This window comes from Vibrio sp. AH4 (genome assembly GCF_030710545.1).
Classification (GTDB): domain Bacteria; phylum Pseudomonadota; class Gammaproteobacteria; order Enterobacterales; family Vibrionaceae; genus Vibrio; species Vibrio metoecus.
In genome coordinates this window covers 1322218-1341909 of the sequence record NZ_JALAIV010000001.1, presented here as the reverse complement: position 1 = coordinate 1341909, position 19692 = coordinate 1322218, and the positions used below count along the sequence as shown (strand labels likewise).

15 protein-coding genes are annotated in these 19692 nt (G+C 49.1%); 4 read left to right on the top strand and 11 right to left on the bottom strand.

The features are described 5' to 3' along the window. Positions 1 to 43 precede the first annotated feature (43 nt). The 3 genes from MKA69_RS06340 to MKA69_RS06330 all read left to right on the top strand — a co-directional run bounded on the left by MKA69_RS06340 (position 44) and on the right by MKA69_RS06330 (position 3706). Positions 44 to 2608, top strand: a complete 2565-nt coding sequence (locus tag MKA69_RS06340; protein ID WP_095468446.1) for a TRAP transporter permease — start codon at positions 44 to 46, stop codon at positions 2606 to 2608. Between the two features lie 120 nt (positions 2609 to 2728). Continuing rightward, on the top strand, positions 2729 to 3166 hold the full coding sequence (locus tag MKA69_RS06335; protein WP_000276485.1) for a universal stress protein: 438 nt from the start codon (positions 2729 to 2731) through the stop codon (positions 3164 to 3166). A gap of 156 nt (positions 3167 to 3322) precedes the next feature. Continuing rightward, positions 3323 to 3706 (top strand): DUF2061 domain-containing protein, encoded by a 384-nt coding sequence (locus MKA69_RS06330; protein WP_154138602.1) that lies wholly within the window; start codon positions 3323 to 3325, stop codon positions 3704 to 3706. A gap of 65 nt (positions 3707 to 3771) precedes the next feature. Here MKA69_RS06330 and MKA69_RS06325 read toward each other — a convergent pair whose 3' ends face one another. Together MKA69_RS06325 and rraB are read right to left on the bottom strand one after the other, a co-directional pair. Further along, positions 3772 to 4569: a hypothetical protein gene (locus tag MKA69_RS06325; RefSeq protein WP_305847702.1), complete on the bottom strand. Its 798-nt coding sequence runs from the start codon at positions 4567 to 4569 to the stop codon at positions 3772 to 3774. A 146-nt stretch (positions 4570 to 4715) separates the two neighbouring features. Then, positions 4716 to 5138, bottom strand: a complete 423-nt coding sequence (rraB, locus tag MKA69_RS06320; protein WP_000019335.1) for a ribonuclease E inhibitor RraB — start codon at positions 5136 to 5138, stop codon at positions 4716 to 4718. A gap of 621 nt (positions 5139 to 5759) precedes the next feature. Between rraB and arcA the strand changes: the two genes are divergently transcribed. Further along, a complete protein-coding gene (gene arcA, locus MKA69_RS06315) occupies positions 5760 to 6983 on the top strand; it encodes an arginine deiminase (protein WP_001081176.1) in 1224 nt (407 codons plus the stop codon). A 35-nt stretch (positions 6984 to 7018) separates the two neighbouring features. Here the strand turns inward: arcA and MKA69_RS06310 are convergent, their stop codons facing one another. From MKA69_RS06310 to mreC, 9 genes are all read right to left on the bottom strand, one after another. Then, positions 7019 to 8074, bottom strand: a complete 1056-nt coding sequence (locus MKA69_RS06310; protein WP_305847701.1) for a hybrid-cluster NAD(P)-dependent oxidoreductase — start codon at positions 8072 to 8074, stop codon at positions 7019 to 7021. 51 nt (positions 8075 to 8125) lie between these two features. Then, on the bottom strand, positions 8126 to 9787 hold the full coding sequence (gene hcp / locus MKA69_RS06305) for a hydroxylamine reductase (RefSeq protein WP_305847700.1): 1662 nt from the start codon (positions 9785 to 9787) through the stop codon (positions 8126 to 8128). Between the two features lie 307 nt (positions 9788 to 10094). After that, a complete protein-coding gene (tldD, locus tag MKA69_RS06300) occupies positions 10095 to 11540 on the bottom strand; it encodes a metalloprotease TldD (RefSeq protein WP_000178435.1) in 1446 nt (481 codons plus the stop codon). After that, positions 11540 to 12367: a carbon-nitrogen hydrolase family protein gene (locus MKA69_RS06295; RefSeq protein WP_305847699.1), complete on the bottom strand. Its 828-nt coding sequence runs from the start codon at positions 12365 to 12367 to the stop codon at positions 11540 to 11542. Before MKA69_RS06295 ends, tldD begins: the two co-directional genes overlap by 1 nt. An 8-nt stretch (positions 12368 to 12375) precedes the next feature. Beyond that, entirely contained in the window at positions 12376 to 16254 is a 3879-nt protein-coding gene (locus MKA69_RS06290) for a YhdP family protein (protein ID WP_305847698.1), read from the bottom strand. Positions 16255 to 16266: 12 nt separating this feature from the next. Continuing rightward, positions 16267 to 17736, bottom strand: coding sequence for a ribonuclease G (gene rng, locus MKA69_RS06285; RefSeq protein WP_001271883.1), 1470 nt, complete (start codon positions 17734 to 17736; stop codon positions 16267 to 16269). Positions 17737 to 17761: 25 nt separating this feature from the next. Continuing rightward, positions 17762 to 18325, bottom strand: a complete 564-nt coding sequence (locus MKA69_RS06280) for a nucleoside triphosphate pyrophosphatase (RefSeq protein ID WP_162174317.1) — start codon at positions 18323 to 18325, stop codon at positions 17762 to 17764. After that, positions 18322 to 18810 carry a rod shape-determining protein MreD gene (gene mreD, locus MKA69_RS06275; RefSeq protein ID WP_000625722.1) on the bottom strand — a complete coding sequence of 163 codons (489 nt, stop codon included), beginning with the start codon at positions 18808 to 18810 and terminating at the stop codon, positions 18322 to 18324. Before mreD ends, MKA69_RS06280 begins: the two co-directional genes overlap by 4 nt. Then, positions 18797 to 19687: a rod shape-determining protein MreC gene (gene mreC, locus MKA69_RS06270; protein ID WP_000802446.1), complete on the bottom strand. Its 891-nt coding sequence runs from the start codon at positions 19685 to 19687 to the stop codon at positions 18797 to 18799. The genes mreD and mreC overlap by 14 nt, the downstream gene beginning before the upstream one ends. Positions 19688 to 19692: the final 5 nt, after the last annotated feature.

Sequence of the window (19692 nt, the reverse complement as noted above, 5' to 3'; positions counted from 1 at the left end):
CCGATGATAAGTCTATGGAACATCAATAATAAGGATAAGGTACATGACGCAGACAACAACACCGTCGCCCGATGTGCAAGAGATGGTGGCACAGGCGGATACCGGAGCCAGAAACCCGAAAGGTCTTCCGGGACGTATACTTTGGTTCGTGCCGCTCTGTTGGTCACTGTTCCAGCTTTGGTACGCCTCGCCGCTACCCTTTATTTTCGATTTTGGCGTACTGAACGACACGCAAGCACGCTCGATTCACTTATCTTTCGCCGTTTTCCTCGCTTTTACGGCTTACCCTGCAATGAAAGGCTCACCGCGCGATCGCATTCCCTTAATGGATTGGGTTTTAGCCCTAGCTGGCAGCTTTGCGGCAGCTTACATCTACCTGTTTTATGCAGAGCTCGCTAGCCGTTCAGGAGCCCCTACCCAAATGGATGTGATCATGTCCGTCATGGGGATGGTTCTACTTTTGGAAGCCACACGCCGCGCATTAGGTCCACCGCTGATGATGGTGGCCGCTTTATTTTTACTTTACACCTTTGCTGGCCCATACATGCCTGATGTGATTGCCCATAAAGGGGCAAGCCTGAACAAAGCCATGTCGCATCTATGGCTCACCACTGAAGGGGTGTTTGGGGTTGCACTTGGGGTATCAACCTCGTTTGTTTTCCTATTTGTGCTTTTTGGTGCGATGTTAGAACGTGCAGGAGCCGGAGCTTACTTCATTAAAGTTGCGTTCTCGATGCTTGGACACATGCGTGGGGGTCCTGCCAAAGCGGCGGTGGTGGCGTCTGGCCTTTCAGGGTTGGTATCCGGATCTTCGATTGCCAACGTTGTCACCACCGGTACCTTTACTATTCCACTCATGAAACGGGTTGGTTTCCCAGGCACCAAAGCCGGAGCCGTAGAAGTAGCCGCTTCCACCAACGGTCAGCTGACTCCGCCGATTATGGGCGCAGCCGCGTTCTTGATGGTGGAATATGTCGGCATTTCCTATGTCGAAGTCATCAAAGCGGCCATTCTGCCGGCGCTGATTTCCTATATCGCTTTGATCTACATTGTGCACCTTGAAGCTTGTAAAGCTGGGATGAGTGGTCTTCCCCGTCGTAACCAATCGACACTCGCTCAAAAGCTCCTCTCTTTTACCGCCACAATACTTGGCTTATGCGTGATCAGCGCACTGGTTTATTACGGTGTCGGCTGGACCAAAGAAGCCTTTGGCGCAGCGGCGACACCGCTACTGACGGCTATCTTGTTAGTGGCTTACGTTGGGCTTGTAAAAATTTCCGCGCCGTATGCGAAAGACGGATTAGGAATTGATGACGATTTACAATTCGTCCCTGATGTCGCTCCCACGCTGAAATCCGGCTTGCATTATTTACTGCCGATTGTGGTTTTGGTGTGGTGTTTAACGGTTGAGCGCTTCTCTCCTGGGCTCTCTGCATTTTGGGCAACGCTCTTTATGGTGTTCATTCTGCTCACCCAACGCCCACTAATGGCTTTATTTAACCGTACGGGTTCACTCAGTGATGCCACCAAACAAGGGATAACGGATCTTTTTGAAAGCTTGGTTTCTGGCGCACGTAACATGATCGGCATCGGGGTGGCAACCGCTGCGGCAGGTACGGTTGTGGGCGTGGTAACTCTCACAGGAATCGGTCTGGTGATGACTGACTTTGTCGAGTTTATCTCCGGCGGCAGCGTCATCATGATGCTGATTTTTACTGCGGTGATCAGCTTGATCCTCGGTATGGGTTTACCGACGACCGCCAACTACATTGTAGTTTCCACCTTGATGGCACCAGTCATCGTGACTTTAGGTGCTGAACATGGCTTGATCATCCCTCTCATCGCGGTGCATCTGTTCGTGTTCTACTTCGGTATTTTGGCTGATGATACGCCACCAGTGGGTCTCGCCGCTTTTGCGGCCGCGGCCATCGCCAAATCCGATCCCATTCGCACCGGTATTCAGGGCTTTGCTTACGACATACGGACGGCAATCCTGCCATTCATGTTTGTGTTTAACACCCAGCTCTTGTTGATGGGAATCGATACTTGGTGGCACTTAATGCTCACCATTCTCTCCTCGATTACCGCCATGTTGCTGTTTTCCGCAGCGACACAGGGATGGTGGCTAACCAAAACCAAATGGTGGGAAATCATCGCGCTACTGGTGCTAACCTTTACCTTCTTCCGCCCTGGTTTTTGGTGGGACATGGTCTACCCAGCTCAAGTGATGTATGCCGGTACCAAGTTAGAGCAGATTGTGGAGCAAACGCCTGTAGGCCAACCGATCCAAATGATTGTGGCTGGTGAGAACCTTAAAGGCGAATACACCTCCAAAACCGTACAGTTACCGTTTGAAGACCGCGCTGTCGGTGCTCAAGCGCGAATCGCGTCTATGGGCTTAACCCTGCTCAATGAGAAAAACCGCATGTTGGTCGAAATGGTGGAATTCGGTAGCCCAGCCGAAGCGGCAGGTATCGACTTTGATTGGGAAATTCGCTCGGTGGTGGTCGATAGCGATCGACCAATGAAAGAGTGGGTATTCCTACCGGCGATTTTGCTCACTCTGCTACTGGCTTGGAACCAAAAAAGACGGATAAAAAAGGCATAACAAGGTGCTGCGTCAATATGCCTGACATCGTTCAGGCATATACTTAACGCGTCAATGAATCATCGCCAACCCATCTTCAAGACTCATAGTGAGAAGATGGGCATAACCCTAGAGAGCGTCATGTATAAACATATTCTTGTTCCGGTTGATTTGAATGAACAAGGCTTTGCTGACAAAGCGGTCCAGCTTGCTGTCTGGCATGCCAAACATTCCAACGCCGAAATTCACTTGCTGAACGTGTTGCCAGGTATTCACATGTCCATGGTAGCGACCTATTTTCCGAAAGATGCTGCAGCACAAATGAAAAACGATGTGCGAGCTCAGCTTAAAGCATTTGCCGATCAACATATTGATGAAGAGATTGTTTACAAGCTGCACATTGCTGAAGGCAAACCTTACACCACGATTCTTGATTACGCCGAGCGTTTAGGCGCCGATCTTATCGTCATGCCAAGCCACAAACGCTCGCGCATTGATAAAGTCATGCTCGGCTCTGTGGCGAGCAAAGTGGTAGAAAACTCTCCGATCAATGTTTTGGTTGTGAAGCCTCAAGGCTAATTACCCACAATGCTTAATGTCATATCTCTATAAAGGCGCTTCATAGCGCCTTTTTTATTCACTAATTCCTATCGCATTGATTGGTTTTTCCCACTTGATGAATTGAGAATTATTATCAATAATGATTCCATCAAACAAGATCAGGTGGACTGAATCATGAAAAAGACATTAAGTTTTGCAGCAATACACTTTACCATCGCATTTACGGTAGCGTATGTCCTGACAGGTGATGTTCTTCTCGGCAGCCTGATTGCGATGCTCGAACCGATGGTGAATACCGTTGCGTTTTACTTCCATGAAAAAGCATGGGCCAACTCATCAACATTGCGCCGCTTTGCAGGCGATACCCGAATCAAAACCGCTAGCTTCGCGACCATCCACTTTAGCGTAGCGTTTAGTGTGGCTTACCTGCTGACGGGCAGTTGGTTCGTGGGGGGAGTGATGGCGATGATCGAACCGAGCATCAATACCTGTGCCTACTACTTCCATGAGAAAATATGGCAAAGCAAGCACTCAAGCCATTTCGGTTGTGCTCACTAATGTATGAAAATATTGATTGAAACGCCTTCTTAATGAAGGCGTTTTGCATTTCGATACGCAGGAAACTACAGAGGAAAATGGCTAACGCAGTGTGCTTCACTCAAACCGAGTTGGAAACGCTTAATTTGCCCATCTAATTGCACGGTGATGATATAGAGATCCTCCGCTCGTGGGCGGCGTACATCATAAATTTTAGGTGCATCAACTTGAAACAGCACGCTGGCGTGATCACTGCGCACGTCAATCGGCACTTGATACGTCCGACCATCAAATTTCACCGCAGCAGAAACCAGTCCCGGAGAATAAGTGGTGAAAAACAGGTTTACCAACAACTCACAGCCACTGTGGTGCCAAACTTGCTCGGTTGAAACATGGTTCAGGCGCAGATGGCGAATGCATTGCAGGTAAGGCGCTTTCCAGACCCCGATTCGCTGATCATAATTGGGCGTATCTTGCTGGCCTAAAAAACAGAGCTCAGTTGCCTCTTCATCCAGCAACCAATCCTCATCCGCTTCCAAAAACAAAATTTCAAATCGGTTACGCCCTGGTTTTAACAAGGGGCGGATGTCTTTACGATAAATCGCTTGTGAGCCATCACAGTCAAACAACGCGCCCCCATTCAGGCGTACTTCGGCATGGTAATCAATGCCTTCCAACACCAAATCAATCGCCGCAAAGCTCAGCAGGTCTTCATCCACTTCAATATCATGCATTAAATGCCACTCTTGCTCAGCGATTTCCGCTTCACTCAGTGTTTTGGGTAACACCGCACTTAATGGTGCTGGAAAAGTAATGTCATCTTGGGGGATAGAGAGATCCGTCAGCGGTGAAAGCTGCCAAAGACCGGCGAGTGAGAGCTGCATAGCGTTCCAATTCCTGTTGGTTTGCGCGCATTATACCTGAAGTGAACGCGATTGCAGCGTTGATGTAACACAGCAGCTACGGCTTACAATCCATTCATATAGGCAAAAAAATACCAGCCCTGCGGCTGGTATCATCGACTCAAGAATTACTGATCGTCGTCTTCATCCTCATCTTCGTCAGGGTACAAGGCATCTTCGCCTTCGTAGTAAGTACCCCAACCATCGTAGATGATGTCGAATTTTTCGGCCAGATTGACCAGTTTTTCTACTTGTTCATCAATCAGTTTGGCATCCAAAGCCGATTGCATGGTGGCATCAAAGCACAGCAGCTTATTACCATCTTCATCTTCGGTTTCTTCAGCTTCAAGCACTTCAAAGCCCATTTTGAATGCTTCTACTGCAGCTTTTTCCAGCTTTTCGAATTCTTCTGCAAACAGATGGTGCTCGATCTCATACAAGGCATCTGGATCACTGCCATCTTCGAGCAGGGCTTGAATGATGTCGCGAGTCTCTTCCTTTTGGATCTCGATTAATTCTTCTACAGATAGATAATCATCTTGGTGAGACATAATGTGCTCCAGATAGTCAATAGGATCGGAAATTTGTGCGGCGCACTATCGCATGGATTGAAAGGAATTTCTAGCCACAAAACGATCTGAGAAGATCTTTCGCTTGGCTTCAGATCCATCCCTTACACCTTATTTTTAACATTTTTTTAGCAACTCACCAATTCAGCATAATCTGTGTTCAATAAGCCTGTGAAAACGGATCCCCAAATTGCCTGTTTATGGCGCGATAATGCATAGCTAAAAAATCGCCAAAATAGGAAAAAATTTCATCCTCAACTTCAATAACGCATAGATTGTGAATAAATAGTTAAAATTTAAACTTATAACGCATAAAAGCACCCAGTTATGCTGCGCATAGCTAAGCAATTTAAGGGAGCATCCTCCCAACTCGCAAAATCAGAATACAAAATTATAAAGCCAACCAATAACGATAAAATATATCGTAAATTTATTATATACAGCCTTTTATAACAAATGGTCGACTTGCAACTTAATAAAAAGCTGTTCATAACTATATCCAGCGGCTTGGGGTTACAGGTAAGCGGGATGCTGCCTAGAAACGACAACGTGAGCGTAAGCTAAGCCTGCTGCCGCATGTGAAAGGAAGAGAGAGGAAGCTCAATGAACCGTTTGTACGTAGGATCTGAAGTGGGGCAACTGCGCCGTGTACTGTTAAATCGTCCCGAGCGAGCGTTGACTCATTTAACGCCTTCAAACTGCCATGAGCTTTTGTTTGATGATGTTCTAGCCGTGGAAGCGGCAGGCGTTGAGCACGATGCCTTTGCCAATACCTTGCGCACTCAAGATGTGGAAGTGTTACTGCTGCATGATTTACTCGAAGAGACGCTCGCCATTCCCGAAGCCAGACAATGGCTACTGGAAACGCAAATTGGGGATTTTCGCTACGGCCCGACCTTTGCCCACGATCTACGCCATTATTTGAACGCATTGGACGATCACCACTTAGCCACCGTGTTATTGGGCGGATTGGCTTATTCTGAGCTACAAATAGAATCCGATTCTATGCTGCCGAAAATGCGTCAGCCCCTCGATTTTGTGATTGAGCCACTGCCCAATCACCTATTCACTCGCGATACCTCCTGCTGGGTGTATGGGGGCGTGTCACTCAATCCGATGATGAAAGCCGCTCGTCAGCGCGAAACCAACCATTTGCGGGCCATTTACCGCTGGCACCCGACTTTTGCTCAGCAGCCCTTTATTCACTATTTTGGTCTGGATGATCTGCACTACGACAATGCCAACATTGAAGGTGGCGATGTGCTGGTGATTGGTAAAGGCGCGGTATTGATTGGAATGTCTGAACGCACCTCTCCCCAAGGCGTAGAAAATTTAGCGGCCGCCTTGTTCAAACATGGTGAAGCTCGCGAAGTGATTGCGGTCAGCCTGCCAAAACATCGATCCTGCATGCATTTGGATACGGTGATGACCCATATGGATGTCGATACCTTCTCCGTCTATCCCGAAGTAATGCGCAAAGATCTCGCGACTTGGCGACTCACCCCCAAAGGCGATGGCAGTGAAATGCGCGTGGAGCAAGTACCCAGCTATATCCACGCGATTGAATCGGCGCTGGGGCTGGATTATCTCAAAATCATTACTACGGGCGGCAACAGCTATGAAGCGGAACGCGAACAATGGAATGATGCCAACAATGTCCTGACCGTCAAACCGGGCGTGGTGATTGGCTACGAACGTAACGTCTATACCAATGAGAAGTACGATAAAGCAGGCATTAAGGTACTGACCATTCCCGGCAATGAGTTAGGGCGTGGCCGTGGTGGCGCACGTTGTATGAGTTGCCCGATTGAGCGTGACGGAATTTAAACGTCAGTTAGGCGTGCCAAGCACGCCTAAACACTTCAGTTGAGTGCCAGTTCTACATCCGACTCCGCCAACGTCGAGCAAGCCAACACATAGCCTTGCTCAATCTCCTCTTCGCTCAGCGTTTCTTGGCTTAAACGACGGACACGACCATCCAACACACGGCATTTACATGAACCACAAATACCGCTGCGACAAGCCGCAATGATCGGCAGTTTTCCGGTTTCTAACGCTTCTAACAGCACTTTTTCACTCGGCGCATCCACCTCTACCCCAAAAGCAGGCACGCGAATTTTCACCTGCTGGCGAACAGTGGGAGCGACATCCTCCTCGTTAAGTGACGTCATTTCAGGCGAAAAACTCTCTTGATGAAAATGCGCCATATTAAAGCCAAGCGCTTGTAAATAACCACTCACATCCTGCATAAACCCTGCTGGCCCACACAGATACACGCTTCTTTCCAACACATCCGGAACCTGTTCAATCAAAGTTTCCTGAGTTAAACGACCTTGTGCAAAGCCACTCTCGCCCGCGTCTTTGAGTAACAGCTTCAAGTGGAAATTCGAATGCTGCGCCGCTAACTGCTGCAACTCTTGCCAATAGATGGTTTGTTCTGGATTGCGTGCGATGTGCAGAAAATCGATCTCTCTTGCATCGTTCTGTTTACCGCACTGTTCGGTTAACCAAACTTTGGCCATCGCCATGACTGGCGTGATGCCACACCCTGCGCTGATCAGTAATACACGGGATTTGGGTGCACAATCGGTGCTATTGAAGCGGCCTTGGGGTTTCATGGCCGTCACGGTATCCCCCAACTGCAACTCATCCACCACATGTTGAGACACCAACCCCTGCGCGACTCGCTTGACCGTAAAACGTAAATACGGCTGCTGAGCCTGCGAGCAGATGGAGTAAGAGCGATACACTGTCTGCCCATTAATGGAAAAACCTAAGTTCGCGAACTGCCCCGGCTTAAAGTTGAAGTGGCGCTCACGATGCGGATCCGCCAACTCAAAGCTCACACAATCTGGGGTTTCTTGCCATTTACGCACACAAACCAAGGTTTCATTGTCTCGTTCTGCCCATGCAGACATGTTACTTCTCCTCATCGGCATCAGCCCCACATTGTGGGGCTGAGTGGCCACTTATGCCGCCAGAATGGTGCGCAGATCGTCTTCCGCCGTAGTAATACTGCGTAGATCAAACTGCTGTTGCAGGATCGCCATTAGATTTGGCGTGAGGAAAGCGGGTGCAGTAGGACCGGTGTAGATACCTTTTACACCCAGCGCAAGTAGGGTAAGCAGGATCACGATCGCTTTTTGCTCAAACCACGAGAGCACCAGAGTCAGCGGTAGATCGTTCACTCCACACTCGAAGGTTTCCGCAAGCGCAAGCGCCAGTTGAATGGCAGAATACGCATCATTGCACTGACCCACATCGAGCAAACGTGGAATACCGTTGATCGCGCCGAACTCATTTTTGTTGAAGCGGAACTTACCGCAAGCCAAGGTCAGAATCACACTGTCTTCCGGCGCTTGCGCAGTAAAATCTTGATAGTAGTTGCGCTCTGCTTTATCACCGTCACAACCACCGACCAAGAAGAAGTGCTTGATGTTGCCTAATTTGACTTGCTCAACCACCGCAGGCGCTGCTGCTATTAAGGCATTGCGTCCAAAACCTACGGTGATCAGATGCTCAATCTCATCATGCTTAAAACCTTCATGTGCCAGTGCGCATTCAATCACGGTTGAGAAATCGTCACCTTCGATATGCGCCACACCCGGCCAACCGACAATGCTACGAGTAAACAGGCGATCTGCATATTGCCCAACATTAGGGTTAAGCAGGCAGTTCGAGGTCATCACGATCGCGCCGGGGAAGTTCGCGAATTCTTTCTGCTGGTTTTGCCAAGCACTGCCGTAATTACCCACCAAGTGTGGGTATTTTTTCAGTTCTGGATAAGCATGCGCTGGCAGCATTTCGCCATTGGTGTAGACGTTGATCCCCATGCCTTGAGTCTGTTGCAGGATTTTCTCTAAATCATGCAGATCATGGCCAGACACCAGAATGCATTTGCCTTTGACGGGTTTGACGTTCACCGTAGTCGGCTCTGGATGACCAAAGGTTTCGGTTTCGCCTTTATCTAAGATCTCCATGATGCGGTAGTTCATCAGGCCAATTTGCATCGCCGTATCCAACAGCGCACTCAGCTCCACTGGATCGGTACCCAACCATGCCATGATTTGATGGTACTGTGCATACAGCTCAGCATCCGTTTGTCCTAACACACGCGCATGTTCCAGATAGGCCGCCGCTCCTTTCAAGCCATACAAACAGAGCAGACGCAAACCAATCACATCTTCATGCAAACTCTCTTTGCCACGGTTTACCGCAGCCGCAGGAGCAAATGCCAAGATGGCGGCTTTATCGGTCGGCAGAGAAAATTGCGCCGCCGGTGACAACGCAGGAAGCTCAAAACCGGTTAATACCGCAGCCGCACGGACTTGTTGCTCTAACTGCTGTTTATAGCTTTCCGCTTGCTGCGCCAGTTCAACAATCCGTTCTGGATCAAAGTTAACGTTGGTGAGCGTGGCAAAAAAGGCTTTCGGTGCCCATTGGTCAATTTCAGGAATGGCGACACCACAAGCACGACCTAGATTGGCCCAAAAAGAGACACCTTGCAGCGCGTAAACCAACACATCTTGTAAGTCCGACACCTCTGCGGTTTTACCGCACATCCCTTGGGCATAGGCGCACCCTTTCGCGATTGGGGTTTGAATGGTTTGCTCACATTGAATACAGAACATTATGCTTCTCCAGTTTCATTTATAAGCTGTGATAGCTTAGATTTACTGAAGACATCGCATATTACGTGCCAAATTATATTTATTTGTTTTTCAATGCATTTAACACAAAAAACACAACTTTTTTGTGTCAATTAGACCAAGCAATAAAAACAATATCACTCGATAAAGTCATATTGACACTTTCGATTATTCACGTTGAAAACCGTTTTTTATCGAGATAAAAACGAGACGAATAAAAGACGAGATAAAAAAAGCCGCAGCGATGTCGGCTGCGGCATACTTTTTCGGTAATGTTGTTGGAGCTGAATTACTCAGTGCCACCCACGGTCAGAGCATCCAACTTCAGAGTAGGCTGGCCAACGCCAACAGGCACGCTTTGTCCCGCTTTACCACACACGCCAACACCGCGATCCAGCGCCAGATCGTTACCGACCATAGAGACCTGCTGCATAGCTTCAATACCAGAACCAATCAAGGTAGCACCTTTGATTGGACGAGTGATTTTGCCGTTTTCAATCAAGTAAGCTTCTGAAGCTGAGAACACAAACTTACCAGAGGTTATATCCACCTGACCGCCACCAAAGTTCGGGGCGTAGATGCCTTTTTTCACCGAAGCGATGATCTCTTCTGGTGTGTGCTCACCCGGCAGCATGTAAGTATTGGTCATACGCGGCATCGGCAGATGAGCGTAAGATTCACGGCGACCGTTACCCGTCGGTGCCACGCCCATTAAACGCGCATTGAGTTTGTCTTGGATGTAGCCTTTCAAAATGCCTTTTTCGATCAGCACGTTGTATTGGCCGCTCACCCCTTCATCATCCACGTTGAGTGAGCCTCGCAGATCTTTCAGTGTGCCGTCATCGACAATCGTACACAGATCGGAAGTGACTTTTTTGCCCACTTTACCTGCAAAAACAGACGAACCTTTACGGTTGAAGTCACCTTCCAGTCCATGACCGACCGCTTCATGCAGCAGCACACCCGGCCAACCAGAGCCTAATACCACAGGCATAGTACCCGCTGGAGCCGCGACCGCTTCAAGGTTAACGAGTGCTTGACGAATCGCTTCATCAGCGAAAGAAAACGCGATTTTTTGTCCGGCTTCTTCTTGTAAGAAGTAGTCGTAACCAAAGCGGCCACCACCACCCGCGCTACCGCGCTCACGGCGATCACCTTTTTGCGCCAACACACTGATCGAAAGGCGTACCAGAGGGCGAACATCTCCGGCGTAAGTGCCATCGGTAGCCGCCACTAAAATTTGCTCATGTACACCACTGATGCTGACTGACACTTCAGTGATAAGTGGCTCTTTGGTACGAATGTACGCATCCAGCTGTTTCAGCAGTTCGGTTTTTTGCTGTTTTTCCCAACTTTCCAGTGGGTTATTTGCGCCATAAAACTGTGGATGCTGTGCACGTTTGAAGGCTTGTACCGTCAGGCTTTGGCCTTGTTGAGCAATCCCACGCGCCGCGATGGCACTTTGCTTTAAGCCTTCTAACTGAATTTGGTCGGAATAAGCAAAACCGGTTTTTTCACCACTGACCGCACGAACACCGACCCCACAATCAATATTGAATGAGCCATCTTTAATGATGCTGTCTTCCAGCACCAGAGATTCATGCCAACTGGACTGGAAATAAATATCCGCATAATCAATCTGGCGAGTCGCAATACTGGACAGGGTATCGGCAATATCTTGTTCGCTCAGTCCGGCAGGCGCTAGCAGTGCCGCTTCAATGTGGTTCATCGTCATCAGTGTGTGTTCTCTATTAATTGATGGGTAAAACGCGTGTGCTGTTCAATCGGCATCGCGCGTCTCACAGAATCGAGTGTGGTGAGGTCAAACTCTACCACTTTACTTTGTACTGTTGGGCCTAAATTCGCGATCACTTCGCCCCACGGGCTAATCACCATCGAATGCCCCCACGTTTCGCGTCCGCAAGGATGGTGTCCGGTCTGGCCGACCGCAATCACCCAACATTGAGTTTCAATGGCTCGGGCTCGCAGTAGCACTTCCCAATGCGCTTGGCCCGTCACCGCGGTAAAGGCCGCTGGAACCAACAAAATCTGTGCGCCTTGGCGACGTAATTCTGCGTATAAGTGCGGGAAGCGCACATCGTAGCAAATCGACAAGCCAAGCTCACCAAACGGCGTTTCCGCCACCACCACTTGTTGACCTGGGGTAAAGGTTTCCGACTCGCGATAACGCTGGTGACCATCGGCAACATCCACATCGAACATGTGCAGTTTATCGTAAACCGCCACTCGTTCACCTTGTGCATTCCACAACAGGCTGCTGGTGGTTACGCCATTCGCATGGCGGATCGGCATACTGCCGATGAGCAGCCACACACCATGTTGTTTGGCGAGGTTCGACAACGCATACTGAACCGGCCCGTTATCCAAGGGTTCCGCTTGCTGATGGTATTGTTCACGATTGCCCAGCAGCAGTGCATTTTCCGGTGTCACAATCCATTGTGCTCCTTGCTGAGCGAGCAGCGCCACCTGCTCTTGCAAGTAAGCCAGATTGGCACTTACCTCTGACCCAGAGGTCATTTGGATCAGTCCAACTCGTTGCATTTTCTTCCCTATTCTGCCAATTTGCGCAGTTTTTCCGGCAACTTAAATTCACCTTTGCTCCGCGAAAGCTCTTTCACCGTTGGTGAATCGAGCGGTCCTTTAACTTCATAGTTGACCTGAGTGAAAACTTCCACCACAGGAGAAATCACGGTCGTAATCGCCAACACATACAGCGCCGTTTGTGGTGTTACCGCAAAGGCGGTCAAGACTGGGATTCCCGAGGTAATATCTGGCACGAAATTCACTTCGGCATCCACAGTACGGGTATTGAGATCGGCCAAACCTTTGATGGTCATATCACCGGCCACCGCATCCATTTTGATGTTGTTGGTGACGAAAACCCCTTGCGAAATTTCACCACTGCCCGTGATTGAATCAAACGCCATCCCTTTATCAAACACATCACTGAAATCAAGTTTCATTTTACGGATGATCGAATCGAGGCTAAACAAGCCTAGCAGCCGCGCCGCGCCGCTGACATCGGAAATGACCCCTTTGCCAAGTTTAGTGTCGACCTTACCTTGCAGCGTATTGACCTGCATTGACCACGGTGCACCATCCCATTGTGTATTGGCCGTAATCTCAAAGGGAGCGCGTTGAATGCCAGAGTTAATCCCAAAGCGTGCCATCAGATCGCTGTTGTTATCGCCTTTCATGTCCAAATTCATTTGGGTATGACTCTGTGTATCGGTCAGCGTCCAGGTACCATTCACGTGCAGTTGGTTGGTCCCACTGGTGAAATCGATACTCTTCCACAGCAACGTATCGCCTTGGCGCTGAAAATCGACATTCGCTTGGCCGATTTTGTAACCCTGCAACCAGAAGTCTTTGATGGTCAAGGTCAGATTGGGCATCCATTGATGGAACTGGCGATCAAAATCGGAAATCAACGGCAACTTCTTGCGATCAATATCCACCAGCAACGCTTCTTCTCCAACCGATTCCAACTGAGGTAAAAACAGATGCAAACGGTCCAGCGCAATACTCAAATCATAAGGCTCAATATAGTTCGCTTGGCCTTTGATTTCTTGGCTATCGACACTGAGTAACCAGCCTAAATCCTTACGTCGCGCATTTAAATCCACGTCATTCCATTCTAAACCCGCGAATGTTAGCTCTTTCACTCCTACGTCAATGCGCTCCGGCATGGGTATGGTTGGGGTGTTTAAACTGGCTAATTTAGATTTCCCCGCTTTCGGCGCGGGCTTTTCACTGGCAATACTCAACCATTCATCAAGATTAAATGCTTGACTGCGCAACTGTACATGGTGCCCAACCACGGGACTGATTTTGAAACTCCCTTGCCCAAGCACCAGATTGGTTGCTTTCAGCGTAGGCACTTTCGGGGTTAAATCTATCTCGGCTTGGTATTTCGCTTGCGGCAGTTGCAATCGAGCCGAAACCATTTCTTGATTGCCTGAGGCTTGCAGCAACGCTTGACCTTTCACCTTGAGCGCTTTTTTGAGTGGGAAAGGATAGCGGCTTTCTAAAGCTCGGAGATCCGCTTTGCCATCCAACTGATAAGTAAAACCCACATCGTTGAGCTGAATATCAACCCTAGCCTGCCAAGGGGCATGGCCTTTCACACGGCTAAGCCAACGCTCACCGACGAAAGGAATCAGCGGTTTGACTTCCCAATCCCCGATAACGTCAATGCTGACTGCGTAGCCTCGTTTGGCATCTTCACCTTTAAAATCAATCGAAACCGGTTGTTTGAGCAAGCGGGCATCTAAGCCAGCAGCACTGACCCGATCATTATCAAATTCAATTTTCCCAGAAACGGATTTCAGGCTCATCGGGGGAGTATCAATATCCACCGAGTTGTTATTCAATTCAGCAAAGCCCCACGCACGCGGTTCTTGCCCGCTGTGAAACGGAATATTGAGCTGAAACTCTGAGCGCACCGGGCCTTTAACTTGAATGGTGGTAAGCGCAGCGCCCACAGAATCGACTAAAGGCGTCGCCATCATGTAGTTGCGGATTGCATTACCTTGCTTGGCACTGGCAACGGCTTCAATTTCGATGTGGCCGAATTCCGCCAATTCAGGAATGCGGCCTGTGATCCGCTCACCGGTGACATCCATCAAGGTCGCCGAGTGCGAGTCCAGATACATGGCATCATTTTCGAACAAGAGATCCAGTTGCAGATTGGTGATCGGTGGCCATGCCGTATCAAAGGCAAATTTGGCCTCTTTTAAGCCAACCCACGCTTGAAAAACACCGTTGTGCATCCGATAAGGAAACTGATCCAACGCGCCATACCACACCAGTTTGGCGGTATTAACTTGACCCGCTTGAATAGCGGTCGAGAGGTAATCGGTCAGCTCTTGCCCCAAAGCCAATGTTGGTAAATAGCGCCACGTTTCCCCCGCGTTAAACAGATCCGCCTCGGTGTAGAAAGAGAGAAATGGGCTGGCATTATTGGGAAAATCAAGACGAAACGCGCCAAGTGCTTGCAAATCGGGCGTCGCCACCGTGACTTTATCCGCCCAGAGTGACCATCCCTGCTCACCTTGCTGCCACACCATATCCACTTCGCCTTGGCGAATATTGAGTGGCGCTTGGAATACTTGACCATATGGCAGCACATCATCGACCAAGGTGGCATGAATGCGAGCTTGGTTGAGTGAACCTTGGATTTGTGCTTGCAGTGCATTCACCTGTGGCAGTAATTCCCACTGTGCAATGCCACCATCAATGAGTGAGGCCGAATAGTGTAGCGATTCCAGCGTGGCACCTTTAGCAATGCGCACATCTTCTAGCATTCCTTTGGGTTGTAATATCTCTAGCCAGTGGTTGAGTGTTTGAGACTCAGGAATCAGCTTCGTCAGTGGTAATAAGCTCTCAATATTCAGTTGGGAGAGATTAAGCCGCCATTGGTCGGGCTGCCAATCCATCGCCACATCCATCAGCGGCCAAAGTGCATCATCACTGCGTAATCGCAGTGAGTGGGCATTCACTTGCCAACCAAGTTTGGTCGGTTTTAATTCAACAATCCCTGATTCTAGCAACAGCTCATGACGCTGCTCAGCGTTTTGCCACACCAGCTCCGAAGGCTTAAGTTCGACATAACCATCAACCGGTTGATTATGCTCAAGCGTCGCCCAACCATTAAAGCTCAATTGGCCTTTTTGAATCCCAGTTTGGTCTTTCAGATAACGGGTTAACCAAGGCAACACGCGAACCTTGTCGGCACTCACATAGAAATCGCCCGAAACATCACGCAGCGAACCATGGTCGGTAAAGTTGGCACTCACTAACAAAGAGTTGATATTGGTTCCTGCAATGCTCACCACCCCTTCCGTAAAATGACGCGGTCCACGGTTTTGCCAACGTAATTTGTCGATATCGAGCTGACGCAGATCACCGGCAAAGGTGCGGTAGAGAATGGCAGAATTTTTTAAGCTGAAGTCATCCAGCTGACGCAAAAGCAAATCGTCCAGTTGCTTTACCACTCGTCCTTGGCGAGATTGCCGAGGGTTAGGGTTTTGCTCCAGAGCCAACCAATCAATCGCTCTGAGATCCAGCACCATGCCATTTACCGTTAAGTCTGCGATGACAGGCTGTCGCTGCCAAAGTGACTGCAATAAATCAAATTCAATCTCGATGCTAGCGGCATTGAGCTGAATGTCATTGCTGTCTGGCCAGTGGGCTTGCAGGGTTTGTAGAGAAAGAGAGGGATGGGTGTTGCGCCAGTAACCCTGTACATCAGCAATCGCCACTTGTACCGACGAATTTTGGTTCAGCCAATCCTGAATCTCCGCCTGAAAACGGTTCATCTGAGGCAGCAAAATACGCAGACCAGTGACGGCTAAAGCCAGCACTATCAACAGGCTGACCAGCAGCCACATAAGGATCCGCCCGAGGCGGGTTACTGTCGAAATCACCCGATGCCCTATTTACATCATGACTACATCAAACTGTTCTTGGTTGTAGAGTGGCTCCGCTTGAATGCGCACCTCTTTGCCAATGAACACTTCCAACTCGGCTAATGCGTGTGACTCTTCGCCTTGCAAAGTGTCTGCCACGGCAGGAGAGGCGTAGACCACAAATTTGTCTGCATCATACGCACGGTTAACACGAGTGATTTCACGGAGAATTTCAAAACAGACGGACTCCACTGTTTTGACACTGCCGCGACCTTCACAGGTTGGACAAGTCGAACAGAGCACATGTTCAATACTTTCACGGGTTCTTTTACGCGTCATCTCTACCAGACCGAGCTGAGTAAAACCGTTGATATTGGTTTTCACCCGATCTTTCATCAGCGCCGTTTCTAAAGAGGTTAGCACTCGCTTACGATGTTCATCCGAAGCCATATCGATAAAGTCGATGATAATGATGCCGCCCAGATTGCGTAGACGCAGCTGACGAGCAATGGCCTGAGTCGCTTCGATGTTGGTATTGAAAATGGTTTCTTCGAGATTACGACGGCCAACAAACGCCCCCGTATTGATGTCTATCGTGGTCATAGCTTCGGTTTGATCGATGATCAAATACCCACCCGATTTCAGTTCCACTTTACGCTCCAAAGAGCGCTGAATTTCGTTCTCCGTATCGTACATATCGAAAATCGGTTTATCACCGTGGTACAAATCGAGCTTAGCGGTGAGTTCAGGCACATATTCAGAGGTGAATTCTTTTAGGTTTTCGTACTCTTGTCTTGAGTCGACCAGAATTTTGGTCAGCTCGGTGCCAACAAAATCACGCAAAATTCGTTGTGCTAAACCCAATTCGCCATACAGCATGGAGCGATTTTTGTATTTGCTGCGCCGTTCGATGACTTTTGACCATAAACGCTTAAGAAAGGCGGCATCTTGAGTGAGTTCTTTCTCGTTTGCGCCTTCCGCCGCGGTACGAATAATGAATCCACCATGCTCATCACAATAGTGTGACACCACTTTTTTTAGTCGCTCACGTTCGGCTTCACTTTCAATGCGTTGTGATACACCGACATGGCTCGCTCCCGGCATAAACACCAGATAGCGAGAGGGCAGCGTGATATCCGTGGTTAGGCGCGCACCTTTGGTACCCAGCGGATCTTTCACCACCTGCACCACAATATCTTGTCCTTGGCGCACCAGCTCGGAGATATCACGAACTTGGAATTGCTGCTTCTCACTTTCCGCAACACATTCTGTGTGCGGCACAATATCAGAGGCATGTAAGAAGGCGGCTTTGTCGAGCCCAATATCCACAAACGCCGCTTGCATCCCCGGTAATACCCGGCTCACTTTGCCTTTGTAAATATTGCCAACAATGCCGCGTTTGGCTTCACGTTCAATGTGGATTTCTTGAAGGATTCCCCCTTCAATCATTGCCACCCGAGTTTCACTCGGGGTGACGTTTAACAGCAACTCTGCACTCATGAGCGCACCTCAATGATTAAAATGATTAGAATTTGTGCAGAAGCTGGTCAGTCTCGTAGAGTGGCAATCCCACTACCGCGTGGTAGCTGCCTTCAATCCTCGTAACAAATCGTCCACCCAATCCCTGAATGCCGTAACTGCCAGCTTTATCGCAGGGCTCACCACTTTGCCAATACGCTTCTATTTCTTGTTCTGACAAAGTTTTAAACCACACCTCTGTGGTCACCACCACAGAGTGCGTAATGCCACCTTGAGTCACGCTCACGGCGGTCATCACTTGGTGTTGATGCCCAGAGAGTTTAAGCAACATGCCTTTGGCATCTGCAAAATCACGTGGCTTTTCCAACACCTCTTGATCTTTGACCACAATGGTATCGGAGCCGATGACGATAGCACCGGACTCCACCAACGCTGCACCTGCTAACGCTTTATCGCGAGACAGACGCTCAACATATTGCGCGGGCGACTCTGTCGCCCCACGCGTTTCTTCGACATTCGGTACCACAACGTCAAATTGATAGCCCATTTGCGCTAACAATTCACGACGTCTTGGCGACCCCGAAGCCAGAACTAATTTTGATATCGTCATTTCACATGCCAATGGCGGCGAACTCGGCGCAGTAATAAAAACATCCACGGCCAAAGTATACAGGCAATCACGCCACTCCAGAGTGATAAAGGATTGAATGTCACGTTCTGAATGAGGTACTCACCACAGAAGATCAGGACTTCTAATGTCATCGACAGTAAGCCGATCACAATCGCCTGTTGCCATAGCGCCATATTACGCAACACCAAGAAGTTCATCGCGACAATGTAGATGACAATCGACATCATCATGCCGCGGATCCCCAAAGTGGAACCTAACAGCAGATCCCACAGCAATCCCATGACTAAGGCACTGCCTACATTCACCCGATGCGGCAATGCCAGCACCCAGTAGCAACACACCAGCAGTAACCATGGCGGCCGGAAGAGATCTAGCGTTCCCGGCCATGGAATGGTTTGGAGGACTAATGCCAATAAAAAAGAGGCCATAATGACCATACGGCCTTTGATATCACTGCTGATCATTGGCTTCTTCCTCTAAAAGCAACTGCGGATCGGCCTGCATGACTTTCTGTAAACGATCTTCGTTTGGCCAGATCAGTAGCAAATAACGCAAGCGATCAAATTCCACCACAGGATCCGCCTTGATCGAGGCAAACTCACGGCGGGTATCTTTATCGACTTGTGACACAATCGCCACTGGGTAGCCTTCAGGGTAAACGCCGCCTAAGCCAGAAGTCACCAGCATATCGCCGACTTCAATATCGGTACTGGTAGGGATATGTTCAAGTTGGATTTGATCCGTCTGCCCATTCCCCGAAGCGATCACTCGAATATCATTACGAATGTTCTGAACTGGGATCGCCGTATTAGGGTCAATCAGCAGTAAAACTCGGCTATTGTGCGCAGCCACAAAAGTGACCTGACCGACAATGCCTTTTTCGTTGATGATCGGCTGACCTTCATACACACCATCAATCCGGCCTTTATCAATCACCACTTGGTGACGATAAGGCGAGGTATCGACAGCCATCACTTCCGTCACGACCTTTTTCTCATCACGCAAAAAGGAGGAGCCGAGCAATTTACGAAACCGTTGGTTTTCTTCTTTGTACTGTTCAAGCAGTAGCAAATTACTTTTTAGCGTCAACACTTCCCGCTTGAGCAGTTGGTTATTTTCCCGTAACTGCTGGTGGGAGCTGATGCTGTCATAAAAATCGTCAAACAGTACGCGCGGTAGATCCGCTGCGTACTGAATAGGCGCAACCAGACTATTGAGCAGAAAGCGTACATGTGAGAATGCACCTAAACGACTATCAGCCAGCATAAGGCTGGCTGATAGCATAACCGCAAAAAATAGCCGCAGCTGCAGAGAAGGTCCTCGACCAAAGATAGGTTTCATCCAAT